The organism is Nocardia alni (assembly GCF_019038435.1).
Classification (GTDB): domain Bacteria; phylum Actinomycetota; class Actinomycetes; order Mycobacteriales; family Mycobacteriaceae; genus Nocardia; species Nocardia alni.
Genome location: NZ_JAGPOX010000035.1, coordinates 23,792 through 47,970, shown reverse-complemented (window position 1 = coordinate 47,970; position 24,179 = coordinate 23,792). Strand labels below are relative to the sequence as shown.

The window sequence follows — 24,179 nt, the reverse complement described above, 5'->3', positions numbered from 1 at the left end:
TGCAGTACGCGGACTACACGCTGTGGCAGCGCGAGGTACTGGATTCCGAATCCGACTCCGGCAGCGCGCTCGCGGCTCAACTTCGGTACTGGGAAAGGGAATTGGCGGGTGCGCCCCAGCCGATTCGGTTGCCGGTGGATCGCGCGCGCCCGCCGGCGGTGAGTTACCGCGGTGACGTCGTCGTGTTCGCCGTTGACAATTCGTTGCGGGAGTCGCTGTCCCGGTTCGCCCGGGAACATCAGGTGACGATGTCGATGGTGTTGCAGGCGGCGCTGGCGGTGCTGCTGTTCCGTCTTGGCGCCGAGGCGGATGTGTGCGTCGGCGGTCCCGTCGCCGGGCGCACCGACGAGGCGTCGCACGAACTGGTGGGGTTCTTCGTCAACACGTGGGTGCTGCGGGTGGATCTGTCCGGGCATCCGAGTGCCGGCCAGGTGCTCGAGCAGGTTCGCCGGAAAGCGCTGGCCGCCTACGAGAATCAGGACGCGCCCTTCGAGCGGCTGGTCGAGTTGATCAACCCTGTCCGATCGACGGCTCATCACCCGCTGTTCCAGGTGTCGCTGACGCTGCAGAACGACGTCGTGCCCACCCTCGATCTGCCCGGCCTCGAGGTCGAGTACGTGCCGGCCTTCACTGGAACCGCCAAGGACGACCTGCATGTCGACCTGATCGACGTACCGGCCACCGCCGGGAATCCCGCGGAGTTGGCGGGCCGGATCGAATACGCCACCGATCTGTTCGATCGAACCACCGTCGCGGACATCGCCGATCGCTACCTGCGCATCCTGCGCGCGTTCTGCGCCGACCCGGCCGGGACCATCATCGATATCGATCTGCTGACGGATTCCGAGCGCGAACAGCTTCTGGCGCAACCGATGTCATCGGCCGGCGCGGTGCGGGAGACCACGGTCGTGGAGATGTTCCGCGAACGCGTGACAGCCTCACCGGCCACGATCGCGCTGCGGCTCGGTGACGAGCAATTGACCTACGCGGAGCTGGACACCCGGGCGGACGCCTTGGCGGGGCTGCTGCGTCGGCACGGCGTGACTCGCGAAACTGTTGTGGCCGTCGCCTTGCCGCGCTCGGTGGAGTTGGTGGTCGCCTTGCTGGCCATTCTGAAGGCCGGCGGTGCGTACCTGCCGATCGACCCCGGGTATCCCGCTCGCCGAATCGAATCCGTACTCCAGGACGCCGCGCCGCGTTTGGTGCTCACTACCACGGATACCGCGGCGAGCCTTCCGCTCGGGCAGCAGGCGTATCTATGCCTCGATACGGTGGATCTCGCCGCCCGGCGTCGTGGGACCCCGCCGCGTACCGAGCCGGCGTCGCCCGGTGACGCGGCGTACGTGATCTACACGTCGGGATCGACCGGACGGCCGAAAGGCGTTGTGGTCGAACACCGTGCCGTGGTGAACATGGCCGTGCACGGCTGGCCCGGCGGGGTCGGGGAGCGAATGCTGCTGCACTCGTCCATGGCGTTCGACGCGTCGGCGTACGAGTTGTGGCCCGCGCTCCTGGCGGGGGCGACGGTGGTCATCGCGGCGCCCGGCCGTACCGACATCACGGACCTGAGCCGAACCCTGGTGCGGGACCGCGTGAGCACGCTGTTCGCGACGACACCGTTGTTCGAGGTGCTGGCGACCGCCGCGCCCGAGTTCGACCTCGGCTCGGTGAGCCGGGTGGGCACCGGGGGTGATGCCTTGAGTCCCGTTGCGGCGGCGCGCTTCCGGGACAGGTGGCCCGAGATCGACGTGGCCAACGTGTACGGACCCACCGAGAACACGGTGTGTGTGTCGCGGTACACGATCACCGATTCGGCGGCCCGATCAGGCCGGGGGAGCGTGCCGATCGGAGTACCGGTCGGGAATGTGCGGACGTTCGTGCTCGATTCGCGATTGCGGCCGGTGCCGGTGGGTGTGACCGGCGAATTGTATGTGGCCGGAGCGCAATTGGCACGGGGTTACCGTGCCCGGCCGGGATTGACCGCCGAACGGTTCGTGGCCCATCCGTATTCGACCGGTGAGCGCGTATACCGGACAGGGGATGTGGTGCGCTGGACCCGCGACGGGGTCCTGGAGTTCGTGGCCCGCGCCGACCAGCAGGTGAAGATCCGCGGCTATCGGATCGAGCCGGGTGAGGTCGAGACGGTTCTGGCCGCGCACCCCTCGGTGGCGCAGGCGGCGGTGGCAGCTCGTGAGATCGGCTCCGGCGCCGAGGGTTCCGTGAGTGCGGTGGACAAGCAGTTGGTCGGCTACCTCGTCCTGGATCGCCGGGCGGACGATCCCGGAGTGGACGCGCAGGTGGCCGAGATTCGGCAGTTCGCGGCGGATCGGTTGCCGGAGTTCATGGTACCGGTGGCGATCGTGGTGCTGGACAGCTTGCCGCTAGCGCCCAGCGGCAAGGTGGACCGCCGCGCACTGCCCTCGCCACGCCCGGTGGTCTCGGAGTACCGGGCCGCGTCGACCCCGGGCGAAGAGATCGTCGTCGCGGTGTTCGCCGAGGTATTGGGAGCGGAACGAGTCGGCGTCGACGACGACTTCTTCGCCCTCGGCGGGCATTCGCTGTCGGCGACCAGGGTGGCCTCGCGAGTGGCCACGCTCACGGGTGTCCAGGTGGTCGTGCGGGATCTGTTCGACGCGCCCACCGCTGCCCGGTTGGCTCGCCTGATGGCCGAGCGCACCGCCGATCCCGAACCACGTCCGAAGCTGGCGGTATGGGAGCGGCCCGAGCGAGTGCCGTTGTCGTTCGCGCAGTGGCGGATGTGGTTCCTCAGTCAGCTAGAGGACGAATCGGCGACTTACAACATGCCGATGGTTCTGCGGTTGACCGGCGTCCTGGATGTCGGTGCCCTGACCGACGCGATCGCCGACGTGGTGGCACGGCACGAGAGCCTGCGCACGGTGTTCCCGGACGAGCGGGGCGTGCCGTTCCAGCGGATCCTGCCCGTGGAGAAGGCCGCGAGGACCCTCGAGAGCGAGACGGTCGAGCCGGGCGAACTCGAACCGACCATAACCGCGTTGGTGCGCCGGGGATTCCGACTGCATGCCGAGCCGTCGTTCCGGGCTACTCTGCTGCGCACCGGCTTCGACGACCATGTCCTGGTGATGGTGGCGCATCACATTGCCGCCGACGGATGGTCGGTCACGCCGCTGATACGGGACCTGTCGGCCGCGTACGCGGCGCGGCGGTCGGGGCACGCGCCGCAGTGGACGCCTCTGCCGGTGCAGTATGCCGATTACACGCTGTGGCAGCGTGCGGTGCTGGGCGACGAGTCCGACCCGAGCGGTGTGCTGACGGCTCAATTCCATTACTGGGAAAACGAATTGGCGGATGCGCCGCAGCCGATCAGGTTGCCGTTCGATCGTCCGCGACCGGCGGTGGCCAGCTATCGCGGTGATACGGTCGAATTCACCCTCGACGCGGGTCTGCGGGAGTCGGTCGACCGCCTGGCCCGGAGCCACCGGATGACCGTGTCGATGCTGTTGCAGTCGGCGCTGGCGGTGCTGCTGTCACATCTCGGCGCCGGCGAGGACATCTGCATCGGTGGTCCAATCGCCGGGCGCACCGACGAGGCGCTGCACGAGCTGGTGGGGTTCTTCGTCAACACCTGGGTGCTGCGGGTGGACCTGTCGGGCGATCCGCGCTTCGAGCAGGTGCTCGACCAGGTGCGCAGGAAGGCCCTGACCGGCTACGAGAATCAGGATGCCCCGTTCGAGCGGTTGGTTGAACTCCTGCATCCCGCCCGTTCGCGGGCCTATCACCCACTGTTCCAGGTGTCGTTCGCGCTGCAGAACAATCTCCTGCCCGACCTGCGCCTGGGTGATCTGGATGTGCGGCATGTCCCGACCGGCACAGGCACCGCGAAATTCGATCTGCACATCGACGTGGTCGACACTCCCGAGACGGCCGAGGCGAGCCCGGGGATGACGGGCCGGATCGAATACGCCACCGACCTGTTCGACCGCACCACCGTCGAGGGGATAGCCGCACGTTATGTGCGCCTGCTGGGTGCGCTCACCGCCGATCCGACCCGCAGGATCGCCGGGATCGACCTGTTGAGTGATGCGGAGCGCAAACAGCTACTGGTGCAAGGGAACTCGTCGGCAGCCATAGTGGACCCTGCGACGATCCCGGGGATGTTCGCTCGGTGGGTGGCTCGATCGCCGGAGGCGGTCGCGGTCGTGTCCGAGGATACGCGGCTGACCTTCCGAGATCTGGACGAGCAGTCGAATCGGCTGGCCCGCATGCTGATCGACCGGGGCATCGGCCCGGACATCGTGGCGGCGGTCGCGCTGCGGCGTTCGCCCGAGTTGGTCATCGCTCTGCTGGCGGTCGTCAAGGCGGGTGGCGCATATCTGCCGATCGACCCCGCTTATCCAGCTCATCGCATCGAATTCCTGCTGAGCGACGCCGTCCCGCGGCTGGTCTTGACCACCACGGACATCGACCTGCCTTTGGGCGACCGCGACGTCGCCGTCCTCGAACTCGATGCCCCCGCGACCGCGCGAGAATTGGCCGGTCGGCTTCCCGGCCCTCTCTCGCGCACACCGCGTTCTGCTGATGCCGCGTATGTGATCTATACGTCGGGATCGACCGGGCGGCCGAAAGGTGTTGTGGTCGAGCACCGTGCCGTGATGAACATGGCGGTGTACGGGTGGCCGGGCGGTCACGGTGAGCGGGTGCTGTTGCTGTCGTCGGTGGCGTTCGACGCGTCGGCGTACGAACTGTGGCCCGCACTGCTGGGTGGGGCGACGATCGTCGTGGCGGCCATGGATCAGTTGGATCTGTCGTCGTTGTCCCGCACCGTGTCTCGCCATCGTGTGACGACCATGTTCGCGACGACCGCGCTGTTCGAGGTGCTGGCGGCGGCCGAGCCGGAGGTGGACGCCGGGGCGCTGCGTCAGGTCGTCACCGGTGGCGACGCGCTGGGGCCGGTTGCGGTGGCGCGGTTCCTGCGGCGATGGCCGGGTGTCGCGGTGGCCAATGCGTATGGGCCGACGGAGAACACGGTCTGTGTGTCGGTATTCGAGCTTCCCGAGTCGCGGGCCTGGGCCGATCGGGAGCGGGTGCCGATCGGCGATCCGGTGACGAATGTGCGGCCATATGTGCTGGGGCGCGGTCTGATTCCGGTGCCGCCCGGTGTCATCGGTGAATTGTATGTCGCCGGAGCGCAATTGGCGCGCGGGTATCTGGGGCGGCCGGGCTTGTCCGCGGAGCGGTTCGTGGCGTGTCCGTTCGAGACCGGTGATCGGATGTATCGGACCGGAGATCTGGTCCGCTGGACCCGTGAGGGAGTGCTGGAATTCGTCGGACGCACCGATGATCAGGTCAAGATTCGTGGATATCGCATCGAACCCGGGGAGATCGAGGCCGCCCTGATCGCTCATCCGTCCGTGACCAGGGCCGTGGTCATCGCCCGCGAGACGACATCCGGCTCCGGGGCGGCGATGACCGCGTCCGATAAATACATCGTCGCGTACGTCGTCCTCGATCAGCACACGACCGATCGAGCAGTCCCGGCCGCCGGCGCGGATGACGGTACCGCGTTGCGGGCCGACGCGATTCGCGAGTTCGTCACCGGCAGACTGCCGGAGTTCATGGTGCCCGCGGCGATCGTGGTGCTGGAGGAGATCCCGTCGACGTCGAGCGGGAAGGTCGATCGGCGCGCACTGCCGGCGCCGCAGCTGATCACCGCGACCTATCGGGCTCCCGCCACACCATGGGAGGAAATCGTCGCGTCGGTGTTCACCGATGTGCTGGGGATCGCCCGGGTGGGTGTCGACGACGATTTCTTCGCCCTCGGCGGACATTCGCTGTCGGCCACCAGGATGGCCTCGCGGGTGGCCGCTGTGGCGGGTGCCGACGTGCGGGTCCGTGACGTGTTCGACGCGCCCACCGTCCGGCGATTGGCCGCTGTCGTCGCCGAGCGATCGGTGGACAGCCGTGAGCGACCCGGTACGGAGTTGGGGCCACAGGAGCGACCGGCGCAGGTGCCGTTGTCCTTCGCGCAGCTGCGAATGTGGTTCGCCAACCGATTCGAACCGGGCTCACCGGTCTACAACGTTCCTGTGGTGTTGCGCCTGCGGGGCGCGCTGGATCCGGCCGCGTTGTCCGCGGCGCTGACAGACGTGGTGACCCGGCACGAGAGCCTGCGCACGGTGTTCCCGGACGTGGAAGGGGTTCCGTTCCAGCGGATTCTGCCCGTCGAGCAGGCTGCCGTGACCATCGAGGCCGGTGCGGTCGATCCCGATGAACTCGACCGGACGGTGACCGGCCTGGTGCGTACGGGATTCGACGTGGCGGTGGAACCGCCACTGCGAGTCACACTGCTGCGCATCGGTTCCGATGACCACGTGCTGGTGGTGGTCCTGCACCATATCGCCGCGGACGGCTGGTCGATGGCGCCGCTGGTGCGGGATCTGTCGGCCGCGTACGTCGCGCGGCGGGGCGAACGGGCGCCGCGCTGGGAGCCGCTGCCGGTACAGTACGCCGATTACACGCTGTGGCAGCGCGCGGTGCTGGGCGAGGAGTCGGACCCGGACAGCGTACTGGGTGCTCAATTCCGTTACTGGGAAAAGGAATTGGCCGGTGCGCCGCAGCCGATCGGGCTACCGGCCGACCGCCCGCGTCCTGCGGTGGCGAGTCATCGCGGCGAGGCTGTCGAGTTCGCTCTCGACGGTTCGCTGCGGGAGGCGCTGCACCGATGCGCGGGCGATCATCAGGTGACGGTGTCGATGCTGTTGCAGTCGGCGCTGGCGGTGTTGTTGTCGCAGTTGGGCGCCGGTACGGACCTGTCCATCGGTGGCCCGATCGCGGGGCGTACGAATGCGGCCCTCCAGGATCTCGTCGGATTCTTCGTCAACACGTGGATATTGCGGGTCGATCTCTCGGGGAATCCGAGCTTCGACGAGGTGCTGAGCCAGGTTCGCCGGAAAGCACTGACCGCCTACGAGAATCAGGACGCTCCCTTCGAGCGACTGGTCGAGTTGCTGAATCCCACCCGTTCTCCGGCCTATCATCCGTTGTTCCAGGTGTCGTTCGCACTCCAGGACAGTGCGCTGCCCGACTTGCGTCTGGCGGATCTGGGCGTGGAGCTCATCCGGACGGCCACCGGCACAGCCAAGTTCGACCTGCACATCGACATGGTCGAACTCGCCGACCCGCGTACGGCCGCCGACCCGCTGCTCGCGGGCCGCATCGAATACGCCACCGACCTGTTCGACCGCGCCACCGTGGAGGAGATCGCCGCTCGCTATCTGCGGCTGCTGCGCACCGTCGTCACCGATCCGCGAATCCCGCTGAATCGTATCGATATTCTCGGGCCCGGCGAACGTGCGCAGCTGATCCGGGCACGGCACGACGTCGCGACGCCACTGCCGGACGACGCAACGGTGTCGGGACTGTTCGAAAAGTGGGCGGCGACGACACCGGACGCGGTGGCCCTCGTTCACGACGACGGCGTCCTGACCTATCGGCAGCTGGATCGGCGGGCAAATCGCTTGGCGCACCTGCTGGTCGCGAAGGGTGTCGGGCGCGGATCGGTGGTTGCCGTGGCCATGCCGCGTTCGGCGGACCTGGTGACGGCGGTACTGGCGGTCGTGAAGTCCGGCGGCGCCTATCTGCCGATCGATCCCGGTTATCCCGGCAGCCGTATCGAATTCGTTCTCGCCGACGCCGAGCCGCGGCTCGTGCTGACCACCGTGGCCACCGCCGCGAATCTGCCACTGGGGGAACGGGAATCGTTGTGCCTGGATACGGTGGAACTCGACGGCCGTGACACCGATGCCTCCGGCCGTTCCGACCTGCCTGCGCCGATACCGGCCGATGCCGCGTACGTGATTTATACCTCCGGCTCGACCGGCCGTCCCAAAGGCGTTGTGGTGGAACACCGCGCCGTGGTGAACATGGCCGTGCACGGATGGCCGGGTGGTCACGGTGCGCGGGTGCTGCTGCATTCGTCGATGTCGTTCGACGCGTCGGCATACGAGCTGTGGCCGACCTTGCTGGCCGGTGCGACGACCATTGTCGCGCCGGGAGATCGGTTCGATCTGTCCGCCCTGTTGCGTACCGTTTCCCGGCACGGTGTGACGACGGTGTTCGCGACGACGGCGTTGTTCGAGGTGCTGGCGGCCGCCGAGGACGAATCGGATGCCGATACCCTGCGTCAGGTCGTGACCGGTGGTGATGCACTGGGTCCGGTCGCGGTGGCGCGGTTCCTGCGGCGTTGGCCCGGGGTCGCCGTGGCCAACGCGTACGGCCCCACCGAGAACACGGTGTGCGTGTCGACGTTCGAGGTTGCCGCCTCGCGTCGGTGGGGCCCGGACGAGCGGGTGCCCATCGGCAGTCCGGTGGCGAATGTCCGCGCGTTCGTGGTGGATTCGTGGCTGCGTCCGGTGCCGGTCGGCGTCGTGGGCGAATTGTGCGTATCCGGTGCGCAGTTGGCGCGGGGGTATCTGGGACGGCCGGGGTTGACCGCGCAGCGGTTCGTGGCGTGTCCGTTCGGCAGTGGTGAGCGGATGTACCGGACCGGAGATCTGGTGCGCTGGACCCGCGAAGGGGTTTTGGAATTCGCGGGCCGTGCCGATGATCAGGTGAAGATTCGCGGGTACCGGATCGAGCCGGGCGAGATCGAGGCGGCGCTGGCATCGCATCCCGCGGTGTCGCAGGCGGTCGTCGTCGCCCGTGATGCGGCCTCGGCGCGGGAAATGGCGGCGGCGGACAAACAATTGGTCGCCTACGTCGTTCTCGATCATGCTGGTGAAGCCGATCCGATCGGCCGTCGGCGGCACGCCGGCCCCGTGAGTTCCTTCGCGGCATACGCGAACGGCCCCGGTGTCGAGGGCCGGATAGGTGAGATCCGCGGATTCGTGGCGGATCGGTTGCCGGAGTTCATGGTTCCGGCGGCGATCGTGGTGCTGGACGCGTTGCCGCTGACGCCCGGCGGAAAGGTGGATCGGCGCGCCCTGCCCGCTCCGCAGGTGAGCACCGCGGCGTATCGAACCCCCGCGACACCCGCCGAGGAGATCGTCGTCGAGGCGTTCACGGAGGTACTGGGCGTCGCTCGGGTGGGTGTCGACGACGATTTCTTCGCTCTCAGCGGGCATTCGCTGTCGGCGACCCGGGTGGCCGCACGGCTGGCGACGAGGACGGGCTCCGAGGTGAGCGTGCGGGATGTGTTCGACGCGCCCACGGCCGCCGGGCTTGCCCGCCTGGTGACGAAACGTTCGAACGGGAGCACGGGGAACCTCGGTCGGACATTGATTCCGCGGGACCGACCGGCACGAATACCGTTGTCGTTCGCGCAGTGGCGGATGTGGTTCATCAACCGATTCGAACCGGAATCGGTGGCTTACAACGTACCGCTGCTGCTGCGACTGAGCGGGCCGTTGGATACCGCGGCGCTGTCCGCCGCGTTCGGTGATGTGGTGGCACGGCACGAGAGCCTGCGCACGGTGTTCCCCGACGAAGCGGGAATTCCGTACCAGCGCATACTTCCGGTCGACCACGCTGTGGCGACCATCGAGACGAGCATCGTCGAATCCGGTGCGCTCGAACATACGGCGGCGGAAACCGCACGGCGGGCATTCGATCTGTCGGACGAGCCACCGGTGCGAGTTGCCCTGTTGCAGAGTTCTTTCGACGAGCACATGCTGATCGTTGTCATGCATCACATTGCCGCTGACGGCTGGTCGGTGGCGCCCTTGATGCGCGATCTGTGCGCGGCGTATGCCGCGCGGCGGGAGGGGCGTGCGCCGCAGTGGGCGCCGTTGCCGGTGCAGTACGCCGATTACACGTTGTGGCAGAGGGAGATTCTGGGGGAGGAGTCCGATCCCGGTAGTGCGCTCGCCACGCAGCTCGGCTACTGGACCGAGCAGTTGGCGGGGCTGCCGGATCTGCTGGAACTGCCGGCCGATCGTCCGCGTCCGGCGGTAGCCTCGCAGCGCGGCGGCAGATATTCGTGTGTGGTGGACGGTGAGACGGCGGCCGGAGTGAACGCGGTGGCCCGGGCGCATCGGGCCACGGCGTTCATGGTGGTGCACGCGGCGCTGGTCGTGGTGTTGTCGCGGTTGTCGGGGAGTCCGGATATCGCGGTCGGTACTCCGGTCGCGGGACGGGGCGCGGCGGCGTTGGACGGGTTGGTCGGCATGTTCGTCAACACGCTGGTGTTGCGGGCGCGGACCGATGAGGCCGGGACGTTCGGCGACCTGCTGGAGCAGGTGCGGCGGGCGGACGTGGATGCGTTCGCGCACGCCGACGTACCGTTCGAACGAGTGGTGGAGGTCGTCGATCCGGCGCGCAGCCGGGCACACCATCCGCTGTTCCAGGTCATGCTGGCATTCCAGAACCTCGAGTTGGATCCCGTGACGGTCGCGTTGCCGGGGATCGACACCACGCCCGTGAACCTCGACACCGGAGTCGAACGATTCGATCTCACGCTCGAGATCGCCGATCTTCCGCACACCGGCGACGGACCGGGCGGGCTGTCGATCACCATCGGCTACGCCCTGGACCTGTTCGACAGACCAACGATCGAGGCGTTCGCGAACCGGTTGGGGCGCGTGCTGCGGGCGGCGGTCGCCGATCCGGCGTTCGGATTGCGCGAATTCGATCTGCTCGAGCCTGGCGAACGAGTGTTGTTGCGGCAGTGGGGTGACGGCGGTGCGGGCTCGGCGCCCACGACCCTGGCCGATCTGCTCGAACAGGCCGCGCTCATCTTTCCGGATCGTCCCGCGGTCGCGCATGCCGGACAGCAATGGACGTACCAGGAGGTGGACGCGTGGTCGAACCGATGCGCGCGTGCGCTGATCGACGCCGGCGCCGGGCCGGAAACCGTTGTGGCGATCGCTGTTCCGCGGTCGGCGGCATGGGTGCTGGCCGTGTGGGCCGTGGCGAAGACCGGTGCGGCGTTCGTATCCGTCGATCCGGCGCATCCAGCCGAGCGCAACCGGCTCGTGCTTGCCGACAGTACGCCTTCGATCGTTCTGGTCAGTGGTGAAAATACCGCGAACGCAGTCGAATTCGCGCGGCCCGGCACCCGGATGATCGATGTGGACGGGCTCGATGTCCGGACCGGTGACGGCGGCGCCGTCACCGACGCCGATCGGCGCGGCGCTGTGCGGTCGGGCAATACCGCTTACATCGTCTACACCTCGGGATCGACGGGTGTGCCGAAGGGGGTGGCGGTCGCCCACGCGGGGCTGTCCGCGGTAGCCTCCGCGCTGGGCAGGCGCTATCTGCCGGATGCGCAGGCGCGCGTGGCGGCCGTTGCCGCACGGACTTTCGATGCCGCGATCCTCGAACTGCTGTTGGCGGTACCCGCGGGCGCCGCGCTGGTCGTGGCTCCGGCCGATGTCGTCGCGGGCGTGCCGCTGGCGGAATTCCTTCGCACCGAGCGGGTTACGCATGCGGCCCTGACGCCGACGGTGTGGCTCACCATCGACCCGCACGGCCTGGACGACCTACGGATGGCGTTGGCCGTCGCCGAGGCATGCCCGACTGCCGTGGTGGAGCGCTGGACCGGTACCGACGCGCGCGGAGTCCGCAAGGTGTACAACCTGTACGGGCCCAGCGAGGCCACGATCTGGGTGAGTGACACCGAATTGCGCGCCGGTGAACCGGTCTCACTGGGCGGGCCGATTCCGGGCGTGCGGCTGATGGTGCTCGATGACCGGTTGCAACCGGTGCCACCGGGCGTGGTGGGTGAACTGTATGTGGCCGGTGCGGGTGTCGGACGCGGGTATGTGAACCGGACCGGGCTGACGGCGGCATCGATGGTCGCCGATCCGTACGGCCCAGCCGGGTGGCGGATGTACCGGACGGGCGATCGCGTGCGGTGGGCGCCCAGGGGCGAAGGCGGCGTGCTGATCTACGTGGGCCGCGGGGACTTTCAGGTCAAGATTCGTGGCCAGCGTCTCGAACTCGGTGAAATCGAGTCCGTGCTGGCCGATCTGGACGAGGTGCGGCACGCGGTCGTCGTCACGCACCGGACGGGGGACCAGGATGCGGCGCGGTTGGCCGCCTACCTCACCCCGGCGCCGGGGTACGACATCGAGCCGGTGGCGATCAGACGGGCGGTGGCCGAACGGTTGCCGTCGTTCATGGTTCCCGACTCCGTCACCGTGCTGGACGAGTTGCCGATGACCACGAGCGGGAAGGTCGACCGGCGAGCATTGCCCGCACCGCAGATCACGCGGGTGGGGTACCGCGCTCCGTCGACCCCGGTCGAAGAGATCGTCGCCGCGGTGTTCGCCGAGGTCCTCGGGAAGCAGCGGGTGGGCCTCGACGACGACTTCTTCGCCCTCGGCGGCGACAGCATCGTGTCCATCCAGGTGGTGGCGCGGGCGAAGGAGCGCGGTGTCGTGTTCACCCCGCGCCAAGTGTTCGAGGCACGCACGGTGGCCGGGCTGGCGAGCGTGGCCGAATCTGCCGGGTCCGCAAGACAGTTGGCAGAGCTGCCGGGGGGCGGTGTCGGGGATCTGCCGTTGACGCCGATCGTGCGCTGGATGGTGGAGCGTGGCGAATTCCAGCGGCTGAACCAGACTTTGGCGCTCAGTACCCCCGTCGGGCTGGATCATCCCGGACTGGTGGCGGCGCTGGCCGCGGTGATCGACCGGCACGACATGCTGCGTGCCCGGCTGTGGCACGACGGCGAAGGCTGGCAGCTCGAGACACGGCCGCGAGGGACAGTCGATGCCGAATCCCTGGTTCGCCGGGTTCCGCTGGATCCGGACATCGACCCGCAGGCGCGCGAACGTCTCGCCGCCGCAGAGGTCGATGCGGCGCTGGGGCGTCTGGACCTGGCCAATGGTGTTGTATTGCAGGTCGTCTGGCTGGATCCCGCCGATAGGACGCGGACCGGTTACCTGATCGTCGTCGCACACCACCTGGTGGTGGACGGCGTGTCGTGGCGGATCCTGATCCCCGATCTCACGGCGGGATGGGGGCGCGGCGGTGGTGCGGCGGCATTGCCGCCCACAGGAACGTCGATGCGCCGGTGGGCACACGGACTGCTCGAGGAGGCTCGCTCGCCGCGACGGGTCGCGGAACTGCCCCTGTGGCAACGGATCGTCGACGGAAGCGACCCCCTCCTGGGTTCGCGCGCGCTCGATCCAGGTCGCGATATCACGAACACCGTACGGCGACACCGGGTACAGGTCTCCACCGAGATCACCGAGGCCCTGATCACCCGGGTGCCCACGGCCTTCCACGGCGATGTGCAGGACGTGCTGGTCGCCGCGCTGGCATTGGCGGTGATGCGGTGGCGGGAGGTCCGTGGCGTGCGCGAGGCATCGACGCTGTTGCGGCTGGAGGGACACGGGCGGGAGGAACAGGCGCTGGCGGGCGCGGATCTGACCACCACCGCAGGCTGGTTCACAACGATGTACCCGGTCCGGATCGACCTCGCGGAGGTCGATCTCGACGACGCTCTCGCCGGTGGGACGGCGACCGAGACGGCGATCAAGCGGGCGAAGGAACAGCTGCGCGCCGTCCCGGACCACGGCATCGGCTACGGCATGCTGCGCTATCTCAACCCCGAGACCGCGCGCGAACTGCCCGACCGGATTCCCGGGCAGATCGCGTTCAACTATCTAGGCCAGTTGCCGACGGGCCGATCGTCCACGGCGGCGGCATCATCGGAGTTCTCGCTCACCGACGAACTCGGCGCACCGGCTGCCGACGAGGACGGCAGCGCTCCGGCGACTGCGGTGGTCGACATCAATGCCGTTGTCACGCAGGGATGTCTGTCGGCCACCTTCGGTTACCCGGGCGCCCTTCTGGATGACGCGGACATCGGAGAACTCGCGGGGCTATGGGTCGATGCGCTGCGCACCATGGCGAATCACCCGCACCGAGGCGGGCATACCCCGTCCGATTTCCCGCTGGTGCGAACGACATTGACCGATGTCGAGGCATGGGAGGCGCGCTACCCGCGCCTGACCGACGTCTGGCCGATGTCCCCGCTACAGAGCGGGCTGCTGTTCCACGCCCGGCTGGCGGAGTCGGCGGTGGACGTGTACGCGGTGCAACTCGCGCTCACGCTGTCCGGCCGGGTGGACGCCGGACGACTGCGCCGCGCGGCTGACGTTCTGCTGCGACGGTATCCGAATCTGCGAGCTGCGTTCGGCACGAGCGCCGGGGGAGATCTCGTACAGATCGTCTCCGAGGGTGTCGAGATGCCGTGGCGCGAGGTCGATCTGCGCGCGGTAGCGGATTCGGAGCAGGAATCGGCGCTGGCGAGGGTGCTCGAACGCGATCAGGCCGAGCCATTCGATATCGAGACGGCGCCGCTGCTGCGTTTCACCCTGATCACCGTCACACAGGAACGATCCACGCTGCTGATCTCGAACCACCACGTGCTGTTCGACGGGTGGTCGATACCGTTGCTGCTGCAAACCCTCCTGGCGGCGTACGCGGCCCCCGACGATACGACTGTCGCACTCCCCACGAACTCGTATCGGTCCTATCTCGATTGGCTGTACCGCCAGGATGCGGATGCGTCGCTGCGGATGTGGCGCCGCGCGCTCGACGGCGCCGAGGCGACGCTCGTCGCCCCGCAGACCGCATCCCGGGAATCGACGGCCCGAATGAGCCGTGTGGATGTGGATCTGGATCCGCGGACCGCCGCGCGGATGACGCAGTGGGCATCGGCTGCCGGGGTCACGGTGAACACCGTGGTCCAGGTGGCGTGGGCGATCGTCGTGGGGTATCTCACCGGACGCGGCGATGTCGTGTTCGGCGCGACGGTATCCGGCCGGCCGGGTGAGCTCGACGACATCGAGTCGGCGGTCGGCCTGTACATCAACACCATTCCGGTGCGCGTCCGATTCGCTCCGGGTGAGCCGATCGCCGATGTGCTGCACCGGATTCAGGCCGAGCAGGCGGAGCTGCTGGGCCACCACCACACCGGGCTGACCGATATCCATGCCGCACTGGGTATTCCGGCACTGTTCGACACGATGGTTGTATTCGAGTCGTATCCCGTGGACGAGGCCGCGCTGGCGGCCCGGGCCGCGGCGATCGACGGCATGCGCATCGAGGACATGCGATCCAACGACTCCTCGCACTATCCCCTCGCGTTGGTCGTCGGCAAGGGTGAACCGCTGCGCGCGCAGTTGCAGTACCGATCCGGCACATTCACCTCGGGATGGATGCTGGAATGCGCGAACATCCTTGTGCGCGTGCTGGATAGGATGCTCGCCCAACCGTCGTCGGGAGTCGGTGCGATCGACCCGTTGCCCGCAGCCGAACAAGCCCGCCTGGCTCCGATGCGGGGCGCTCGGGCAGAGGCGCCACGGCCGTTGGCGGACCTGCTCGCCGCAGGCGCCGCCGTGAATCCCGCCGCGCCCGCGCTGATATCGGGCACGACGACGCTGAGCTACGCGGAACTGGACGAGTATTCGAACAGGCTCGCGCGGTTGCTGATCGGTCGCGGCGCCGGACCTGGCGATGCGATCGCACTGGTGATGCCGCGCGGTGTCGAATTCTTCGCCGGGCTATGGGCGGTGGCGAAGACCGGCGCCGCATTCGTACCGATCGACCCGCGTTATCCGGATGTGCGTGTCGCCGGGATGATCGCCGACTCCGGTGTGCGCCTCGCGCTGTCGGTCGGGGACGCGGTGGGTATCGTGCCGGATGCCGTCGATCGGTTGCTGCTCGACGAGCCGGATCTGCCCGCACGGCTGGCGGCGTATTCCCCAGCGGCGGTGACCGATGCCGAGCGTATTCACCCGCTGAGGGTGGCACACGCCGCGTACGTGTTGTACACGTCCGGATCGACGGGCATTCCGAAGGGTGTCGTGATCACCCACGAGGGCTTGGCGAACTTCACCGCCGAACAACGGGACCGGTACTCGGTGGACTCGGATGCCCGGGTACTGGCCGTATCCGCGCCCGGATTCGACGCCGTGCTGCTCGAAGTGCTGATGGCCCATCCGAACGGCGCCGCGCTGGTGGTTTCGCCACCGGATGTCTTCGCCGGCGACATGCTGGCGGATATCGTTCGGCAGCAGCATGTTTCGCATGCGTTCCTGACACCGAGCGTGCTCGGGACCATGTCGCCCGCCGGACTCGATTCGCTGCGCGTACTTGTTGCCGGTGGGGAGGCGGTCACCGGTGAGCTGGTGGCGGCCTGGTCGCCGGGACGCCGGATGCACAACGGGTATGGGCCGACCGAGACCATAGTCATGGTCGCCATCAGCGATCCGATGGCATCCGAAGGGCCGCTGACCATCGGCGGGCCGATCCGCGGCGTCGAGGCCCTCGTACTGGACGGGTGGCTGCGCCCGGTGCCGGTGGGCGTGGCAGGCGAACTGTATATCGGCGGCGTGCAGCAGGCGCGAGGCTACCTGAACCGGCCGGGCCGGAGCGCCGCCGCATTCGTCGCGAATCCGTTCGGTCGCAGTGGTTCCCGCCTGTACCGGACCGGCGATCTGGTGCGCTGGGCGGCAGACGGCACGCTGGAATACTTGGGGCGCAACGACTTCCAGATCAAGATTCGCGGTCAGCGGGTCGAGCCGGGCGAGATCGAGGCGGTGCTGGCCGAGCAGCCCGGAGTGACCCGGGCCGTCGTCGTGCACGACGCGGAAAACGGCAGCCTCACCGGATATCTCGTCGGAAACGAGGTCGATCCCGAACAGGTGCTGACCGCTGCCCGGCTCCGCCTGCCCGCGCACATGGTGCCCGATGCCTACGCGGTCCTGCCCGAACTGCCACTGACCTCCAACGGCAAGCTGGATCGCGCGGCCCTGCCGGAGCCGATCCGGCTCGCGCGTGCGTACGCCGAACCGTCCACGCCGACCGAACGGATCGTGGCCGAGGTGTTCGCGGATCTACTCGGCCTGGACCGGGTCGGCGCCGATGACGATTTCTTCGCTCTGGGTGGGCATTCGCTCTCGGCGATGCGGGTGGCGTCGCGGGTTGCCTCGGCGGTGGGCGTCCGGATCGGGGTACGGGAGGTCTTCGGGGCCCCGACGCCCGCGCGGCTGGCCCGCCTGCTGGACGCCGGATCCGGCGGTCTGCCGGAGGCGGCGCTGATGGTCCGGGAGCGGCCGGCTCGAGTTCCGTTGTCGCCGGCCCAGTGGCGCATGTGGTTCGTCAACCGATTCGACGGCGCGCGAGGCACGTACAACATTCCGCTGGTCCTGCGATTGACCGGAGAACTGGACACCGAGGCGCTGATCGCCGCGCTTGGTGATGTGGTGGCGCGGCACGAGAGCCTGCGCACGGTGTTCCCCGACGAAGCGGGGACGCCGTTCCAGCGCGTCCTGCCGATCGATGCGATATCGGTAGATATCCGGCCCGTGGACCCCGAACATCTGATCGACATGGTGACCGGACTCGTGCACCGCGGTTTCGATCTGTCGAGCGAGATTCCGGTGCGAATCACGCTGCTGGACAGTGGTTCCGGTGAACATATCCTCGTGCTGGTGATGCACCACATCGCCGCCGATGGATGGTCGATCGCGCCGTTGGCGCGCGATCTGTCGCTCGCGTACGCCGCGCGCCGGTCCGGGCGGGTTCCGCAGTGGGAGCCGTTGCCGGTGCAGTACGTGGATTATACGCTGTGGCAGCGGGAGATGCTGGGCGAGGAGTCCGATCCGAGCAGCACGCTCGCACGTCAACTCGCCTACTGGACAGAGCATTTGGCAGGATTGCCGGACCGGCTGGAGCTGCCTGCCGACCGTCCGCGGCCGTTGGTTGCCTCACGACGCGGCGGCACCCACTCGTTCGTCCTGGATGCCGAACTGATGGCCGGGGCACGCGCGGTGGCCGCGGCCCATGGGGTGACGGTGTTCATGGTCGTCCACTCGGCGCTGGCGGTGTTGCTGTCGAGACTGGCCGGCGCCGCGGACATCGCGATCGGCACTCCGATCGCGGGTCGCGGGGCCGCCGCGCTGGATGAGCTGGTCGGCGTGTTCGTCAACACGGTGGTACTGCGCACACGGCTCGACGAGACAGGATCGTTCACCCAGCTGCTGGATCACGTGCGGGAGGTGGATCTGGCGGCCTTCTCGCACGCCGACGTCCCCTTCGAACGAGTGGTGGAGGTCTTGGATCCGCCCCGGTCCGAGGCCCGCCATCCGCTGTTCCAGGTCATGCTGGCGTTCCAGAATCTCGACGCGGAGTACTCCGGCGCGCGGCTGGCGGAGATCGAGGCGTCCGCGGTGGAGCTCGACGCCGGGGTCGAGCAGTTCGACCTCACCGTCACCGTGGCCGCCACCTCCGGTGACGACGGCGATATCCCGGTCACCCTCGGCTACGCCCTGGACCTGTTCGATCGGTCCACCATGGCCGCGTTCGCGCTCCGAGTGCGGCGTGTCCTCGAGGCCATGGTGGCCGATCCCGCGATGCTGCTGCGCGATGTGGATCTGCTCGGGCCGGATGAGCGAATGTTGTTGGCGCAGTGGGGTGACGGTGGTGCGGGCCCGGCCCCGCTCACCCTGGCCGAACTGTTTTCCCGGTCCGCCGCCGACTTCCCCGATCGGCTCGCGGTCGTCGAGGGAACGGATCGGTGGACGTATCGAGACCTCGATCGGTGGTCGAATAGATGCGCGCGCATGTTGATCGGTTGCGGAATCGGACCGGAATCAGTTGTAGCGATAGCGATTCCGAGGTCTGCGGCGTGGGTGTGTGCGGTATGGGCGGTCGCCAAGACCGGCGCCGCCTTCGTGTCGATCGATCCGGCGCATCCCTGGCAGCGGAATCGGTTCATCCTCGGCGACGCCGCCGTCACACTCGTGTTGACCGGTCGGGAAAACTCCGGTGGCACAGCGGGATTGGAGACATCCGAGCTGGCCGCGGACGGGATTCAGGTCATCGATCCGGAATTGACGGATCTGCGCGACCACAGCGACGCTCCGGTGCGCGATGGTGACCGGCTCGCCGCGGTGCGGGTGGCCAATCCCGCGTACCTCGTGTACACCTCGGGCTCGACGGGCGAACCCAAGGGCGTGGTCGTCACCCAGGCCGGGCTTGCCGCGCTCGCACAGCGGCGTTATGGAGTCGACGGCGATGCGCGTGTATTGGTGGTTGCCGCACGCACATTCGATGCCGCGATGCTGGAGATACTGCTGGCGACGCCCGCCGGTGCGGTGTCGGTCATCGCTCCGGACGACGTCTTCGCCGGTGGGATGCTGACGGAGCTGATGCGCGCCGAGGGGATCACGCACGCCTGCGTGACGCCGACCGTGGCGGCCACACTGGACCCCGGACGACTCGACGGATTGCGGGTATTGATGGTCGCCGGCGAGGCTTGCCCGCCGGAGTTGGCCGCACGCTGGTCTGGGACCGACAGCGCCGGAATTCGGAAGCTGTACAACATATATGGGCCCAGCGAGACGACGATCTGGGTGACCGGCACCGAGGTGCGTGCTGATCAGCCGGTGCTGCTGAGTGGCCCCGTCGCGGGGACCAGGCTGACGGTGCTGGACGGGTGGTTGCGGCCGGTGCCGCCGGGTGCGGTGGGTGAGCTGTACGTGGCCGGCGCCGGTGTGAGCCGCGGATACCTGAACCGGATCGGCTTGACGGCCTCGTCGTTCGTGGCCGATCCGCTCGGGCCGGAAGGATCGCGGATGTATCGGACGGGCGATCTGGTGCGGTGGGTACCCGGGCGTGCGGGCCTGATGTTCCTCGGCCGCAGTGACTTCCAGGTCAAGATCCGTGGTCAGCGTCTGGAACTCGGTGAGATCGAGGCGGTGCTGGCCGGTTCGGACCAGGTGCGGCACAGCGTCGTCGTCGCCCGGCGCTCCGAGGACGGCGGCGCGGTCCGGCTGGCCGCGTATGTCACCCCGGCGCCCGGGCACGCCGTGGACCCGGTGGCGGTGCGGCGCGCGGTGGCGAAACGGTTGCCGTCGTACATGGTTCCCGACACGGTGACCGTGCTGGACGAGTTGCCGATGACCTCGAGCATGAAGGTGGATCGCCGGGCGCTTCCGGCTCCACAGGTCGCGCAGTCGGGCTACCGTGCCCCGGCCACGCCGGTCGAGGAGATCGTGGCCGCGGTGTTCGCCGAGGTGCTGGGCGTAGACCTGGTCGGTGTGGACGACGATTTCTTCGCCCTGGGCGGGCATTCGGTGTCGGCGACGCGGGTGGCTTCCCGGGTTGCCGAGGCGATGGGCGTCGATGTCGGTGTGCGGGAGGTGTTCCAGGCGCCCACCGTGGCCCGGTTGGTGCAGGCGCTCGCAGGCCGGGCGGCCGACGGGGATTGGATGTCGTCGAGGCTGACCGTCCGGGAACGTCCGGCGCGCATGCCTTTGTCGTTCGCGCAGTGGCGGATGTGGTTCATCAACCGGCTCGAAGGGGCGTCGGCGACCTACAACATCCCGTTGGTGTTGCGGTTGGCCGGTGAGCTGGATGTCGCGGCGCTGACCGCGGCCATCGGTGATGTGGTCGCGCGACACGAGAGCCTGCGCACGGTGTTTCCCGACGAGGGTGGCACACCGTATCAGCGGGTCCTGCCCGCCGAGGAGGTCTCCTCGGCGATCGAGGCGCGGACTGTCGATTCGACTGAGCTCGACCACGATGTGTCGGCGGAGATCCGGCGCGGCTTCGATCTCTCGGTGGAGCCGCCGTTGCGAGTCACCGTGTTGCGCAGCAGTTCCCGCGAGCACGTGCTGGTGCTGGTGATGCACCACAGTGCGGCCGATGGCTGGTCGATGGGACCGTTGGTGCGGGATCTGTCGCTGGCGTATGCCGCTCGCGTAGCGGGGCACGCGCCGATGTGGGCGCCGTTGCCGGTGCAGTACGCCGATTACACGCTGTGGCAGCGGGAGGTCCTGGGGCAGGAGTCCGATCCCGACAGTGTGCTGGCTCGTCAGCTCGGTTATTGGACCGGGCAGCTCGCGGGGTTGCCGGACGTGCTGGAGTTGCCGCTCGATCATCCGCGGCCGCCGGTGGCCTCACAGCGGGGCGGAACGTACTCGTATGAGGTGGAGGCGGATACGGTAGCCGGCATTCGCCGGATCGCGCGAGCCCACCAGGCGACGGAGTTCATGGTAGTTCATGCGGCATTGGCGCTTGTACTGTCGCGGTTGTCCGGAAGCGGGGACATCGCGGTCGGTACGCCGGTGGCGGGCCGCGGTGCTGCGGCGTTGGACGGGTTGGTGGGAATGTTCGTCAACACGTTGGTGTTGCGCGCACAGGTCGATGAGTCGGGGTCGTTCGCGGATCTTCTGGGTATGGTGCGGCGGGTGGACGTGGATGCGTTCGCGCACAGCGACATTCCGTTCGAACGGGTGGTGGAGGCGGTCGATCCGGCGCGCAGCCGGGCGCATCATCCGCTGTTCCAGGTGATGCTGGCCTTCCAGAACCTCGATCTCGACCAGGCGTCGGCGCAGTTGCCCGGAATCCGGGTCACGGCCATGGATCTCGGCACCGAGGTCGAGCGTTTCGATCTCACCGTGACCGTCGCCGATGCGCCGGCGGCGGACGGCGGCATGCCGCTGCGGATCGGCTTCGCCCTCGACCTGTTCGAGCCTTCCACGATCGCGGCGTTTACACAGCGGCTGGGGCGCGTGCTGCGTGCGGTGGTGGCCGATCCCGAGACAGCGTTGCGTGAACTCGGCGCTCTCGAATCGGATGAGCGAACGCTGCTGCGGCAGTGGGGTGATGGGGGAGAGGGCCCGTCGCTGATCACCATGGCCGAGATGTTCTCGCGGGCTGCCGCGGATCATCCGGACCGCCCCGCGGTCGTCGATTCCGTGCACGAGTGGACGTATCGGGACATGGATGATTGGTCGAATCGGTGTGCGCGGGCGCTGCTGGAGCTGGGCGCGGGACCGGAAACCGTGGTGGCGGTGGCGATTTCACGGTCGGCGGCGTGGGTTCGTGCGGTATGGGCTGTCGCGAAGACCGGTGCGGCGTTCGTCTCCCTCGATCCGGCTCATCCGGCCGACCGCAACCGGTTCATCCTCACCGATTGCGGCGCCACGATCGTGCTCACCGATGGCGAGACAGGAATCGATACCGATGGTCTGCGAGTTGTGGATCCGGAGCGGCTCGACCTCTCCGGGATCAGCGGGGCCGCTGTCACCGATGCCGATCGGCACGGCCCGATCCGCCTGGGTAACACCGCATATGTCGTCTACACCTCGGGCTCGACCGGCACACCCAAGGGAGTCGCGGTTACGCACGCCGGGCTGAATCCGGTCCTGACCGCTCAGCGGCAGTACGGGATCGACGGCGGCTCCCGGGTGCTGGCGGTTGCCGCAAGGACTTTCGATGCCGCGATCCTGGAGCTGTTGCTGGCGACGCCGTCCGGGGCGGCATTGATCATCGCGCCGGGCGATGTCTTCGCCGGCGAGCCCTTGACCGAGTTGCTGCGGACTCGCGGTGTGACGCATGCCTTCCTGTCACCGGCGGTGGGACTGACGGTCGATCCCGGCGGGCTCGACGACCTGCGGGTGGTACTGACCGGTGCGGAAGCCTGCCCGCCCGCGCTGGTGGCCCGGTGGTCGGGAACCGATACCGCTGGTGAGCGAAGGTTGTACAACCTCTACGGCCCCAGCGAGATCACCATCTGGACCGCTGGCGCGCAGCTGCATGCGGGTGAAGCGGTTTCGGTGGGCGGGCCGATTCCGGGCGCCCGGCTGGCGGTGCTCGACGCGTGGTTGCGTCCGGTTCCGCCTGGCGTGGTGGGTGAGTTGTATGTGGCCGGCCCCGGTGTGGCACGCGGCTATATCGGCCGCTCCGGCTCGACGGCGGCGTCGATGGTCGCCGATCCGTCCGATCCGTCGGGAGCGCGGATGTATCGCACGGGCGATCTGGTGCGGTGGGTGACCGTCGGCGAGCGCGCGGTGCTGATGTTCGTGGGCCGCAGCGATTTCCAGATCAAGATTCGAGGCCAGCGCCTCGAACTCGGCGAAATCGAAGCCGCGCTGGCCGATCTGGACGAGATCCGCCAGGCCGTCGTCGTCGCCCACACCGACGACGACACGACGCGGGTGGCCGCCTACGTCGCCCCCCTGGCGGGGCGTGAGGCCGATCCGGTCGCGCTGCGGCGTGCGGTGGCGAAACGGTTGCCGTCGTTCATGATTCCCGAGAGCATCACCGTCCTGCAGGAGTTGCCGTTGACCGCGAGCGGGAAAGTGGATCGTCGCGCGCTTCCCGCGCCGCAACGGATGGTCACGACGTATCGAGCGCCCGAGACGGCCCTCGAACAGGTCGTGGCCACGGTGTTCGCCGAGGTGCTCGGCGCGGACCGGGTCGGTGCCGACGACGACTTCTTCACCCTGGGCGGAAACTCCATGGTGGCAATGACATTGATATCGCAACTGCGATCCCGCACCGGAATTCCGGTTCCCTACCAACTGCTCTTCTCCGATTCCACGCCGGCCTCCCTGGCCCGGTACCTGGAGCAGCCGCGGTCGGACCTGAGTGTCTCGCTCGGCGTGCTGTCGCCGCTGCGTTCGGCGGGCGACAAGCCACCGTTGTTCTGCGTGCATCCCGGCGGCGGTCTGGCCTGGGTGTACGGGGCGCTGGCCGGGCACCTGGACCCCGATCGGCCCGTCTACGGTCTGCAAGACCCCTACATCGTCGAGGACTCGCCCCGGTGCGACTCGGTGGACGCGTACGCCGAGCGCTACGTCCAGGAGATCGTGTCGAGGTTCCCTGGCACCGAGTACCACCTGCTGGGCTGGTCACTGGGCGGGAAGATCGCGCACACCATGGCCGCGCGGCTCCAGCAACTGGGTCATACCGTCGGCCTGCTCGTACTGGTGGACGCGGCCGTCGAAGACAAGCTGGAGCTCGAACCCGACCCCGACGACCCGCAGGGCATGCGGGCATTGACGGACTTCCTCGGCGGCTGGCGCGAGTTCCTCGGCCTGAGCGACACCGAGCCGATCGAGGACCCCGAACAACTGCTGACCCTGCTCACCGACCGCCTCAGCACCGAGGACATTCTGACCGCTCAGCAGGTCGAACGCGTCCGCGAGAACTTCCTGACGCCGGTACCGCACGATCCGAAGCGCTACGACGGCGACGCGGTCCTGTTCCTGTCCTCCCGCGAGGCACATCGTGACCAGCTGGCCGATAGCTGGCACGGCCACATCACCGGCCGAATCCAGCAGATCCCGGTCGATGAACGCCACGCTGGAATGCTCAACCCACGGGGCGCCGCCCAGATCGGACCGATCTTGAACTCTCTGCTCCGGGACAGTGACAGGGGCCGCGGAACAGAGTGA

General features: G+C 68.2%; 1 protein-coding gene (cut by a window edge). It reads left to right on the top strand.

Features of this window, described 5'->3' with window-relative positions:
* On the top strand, window positions 1–24,179 hold the 3' portion of the coding sequence (locus tag JZ791_RS15875) for a non-ribosomal peptide synthetase (RefSeq protein WP_216895549.1). 3,670 nt of this gene lie to the left of the window's left edge; 24,179 of the gene's 27,849 nt are visible here — the last part of the coding sequence; its start codon lies beyond the left edge, outside the window; it ends in the stop codon at window positions 24,177–24,179.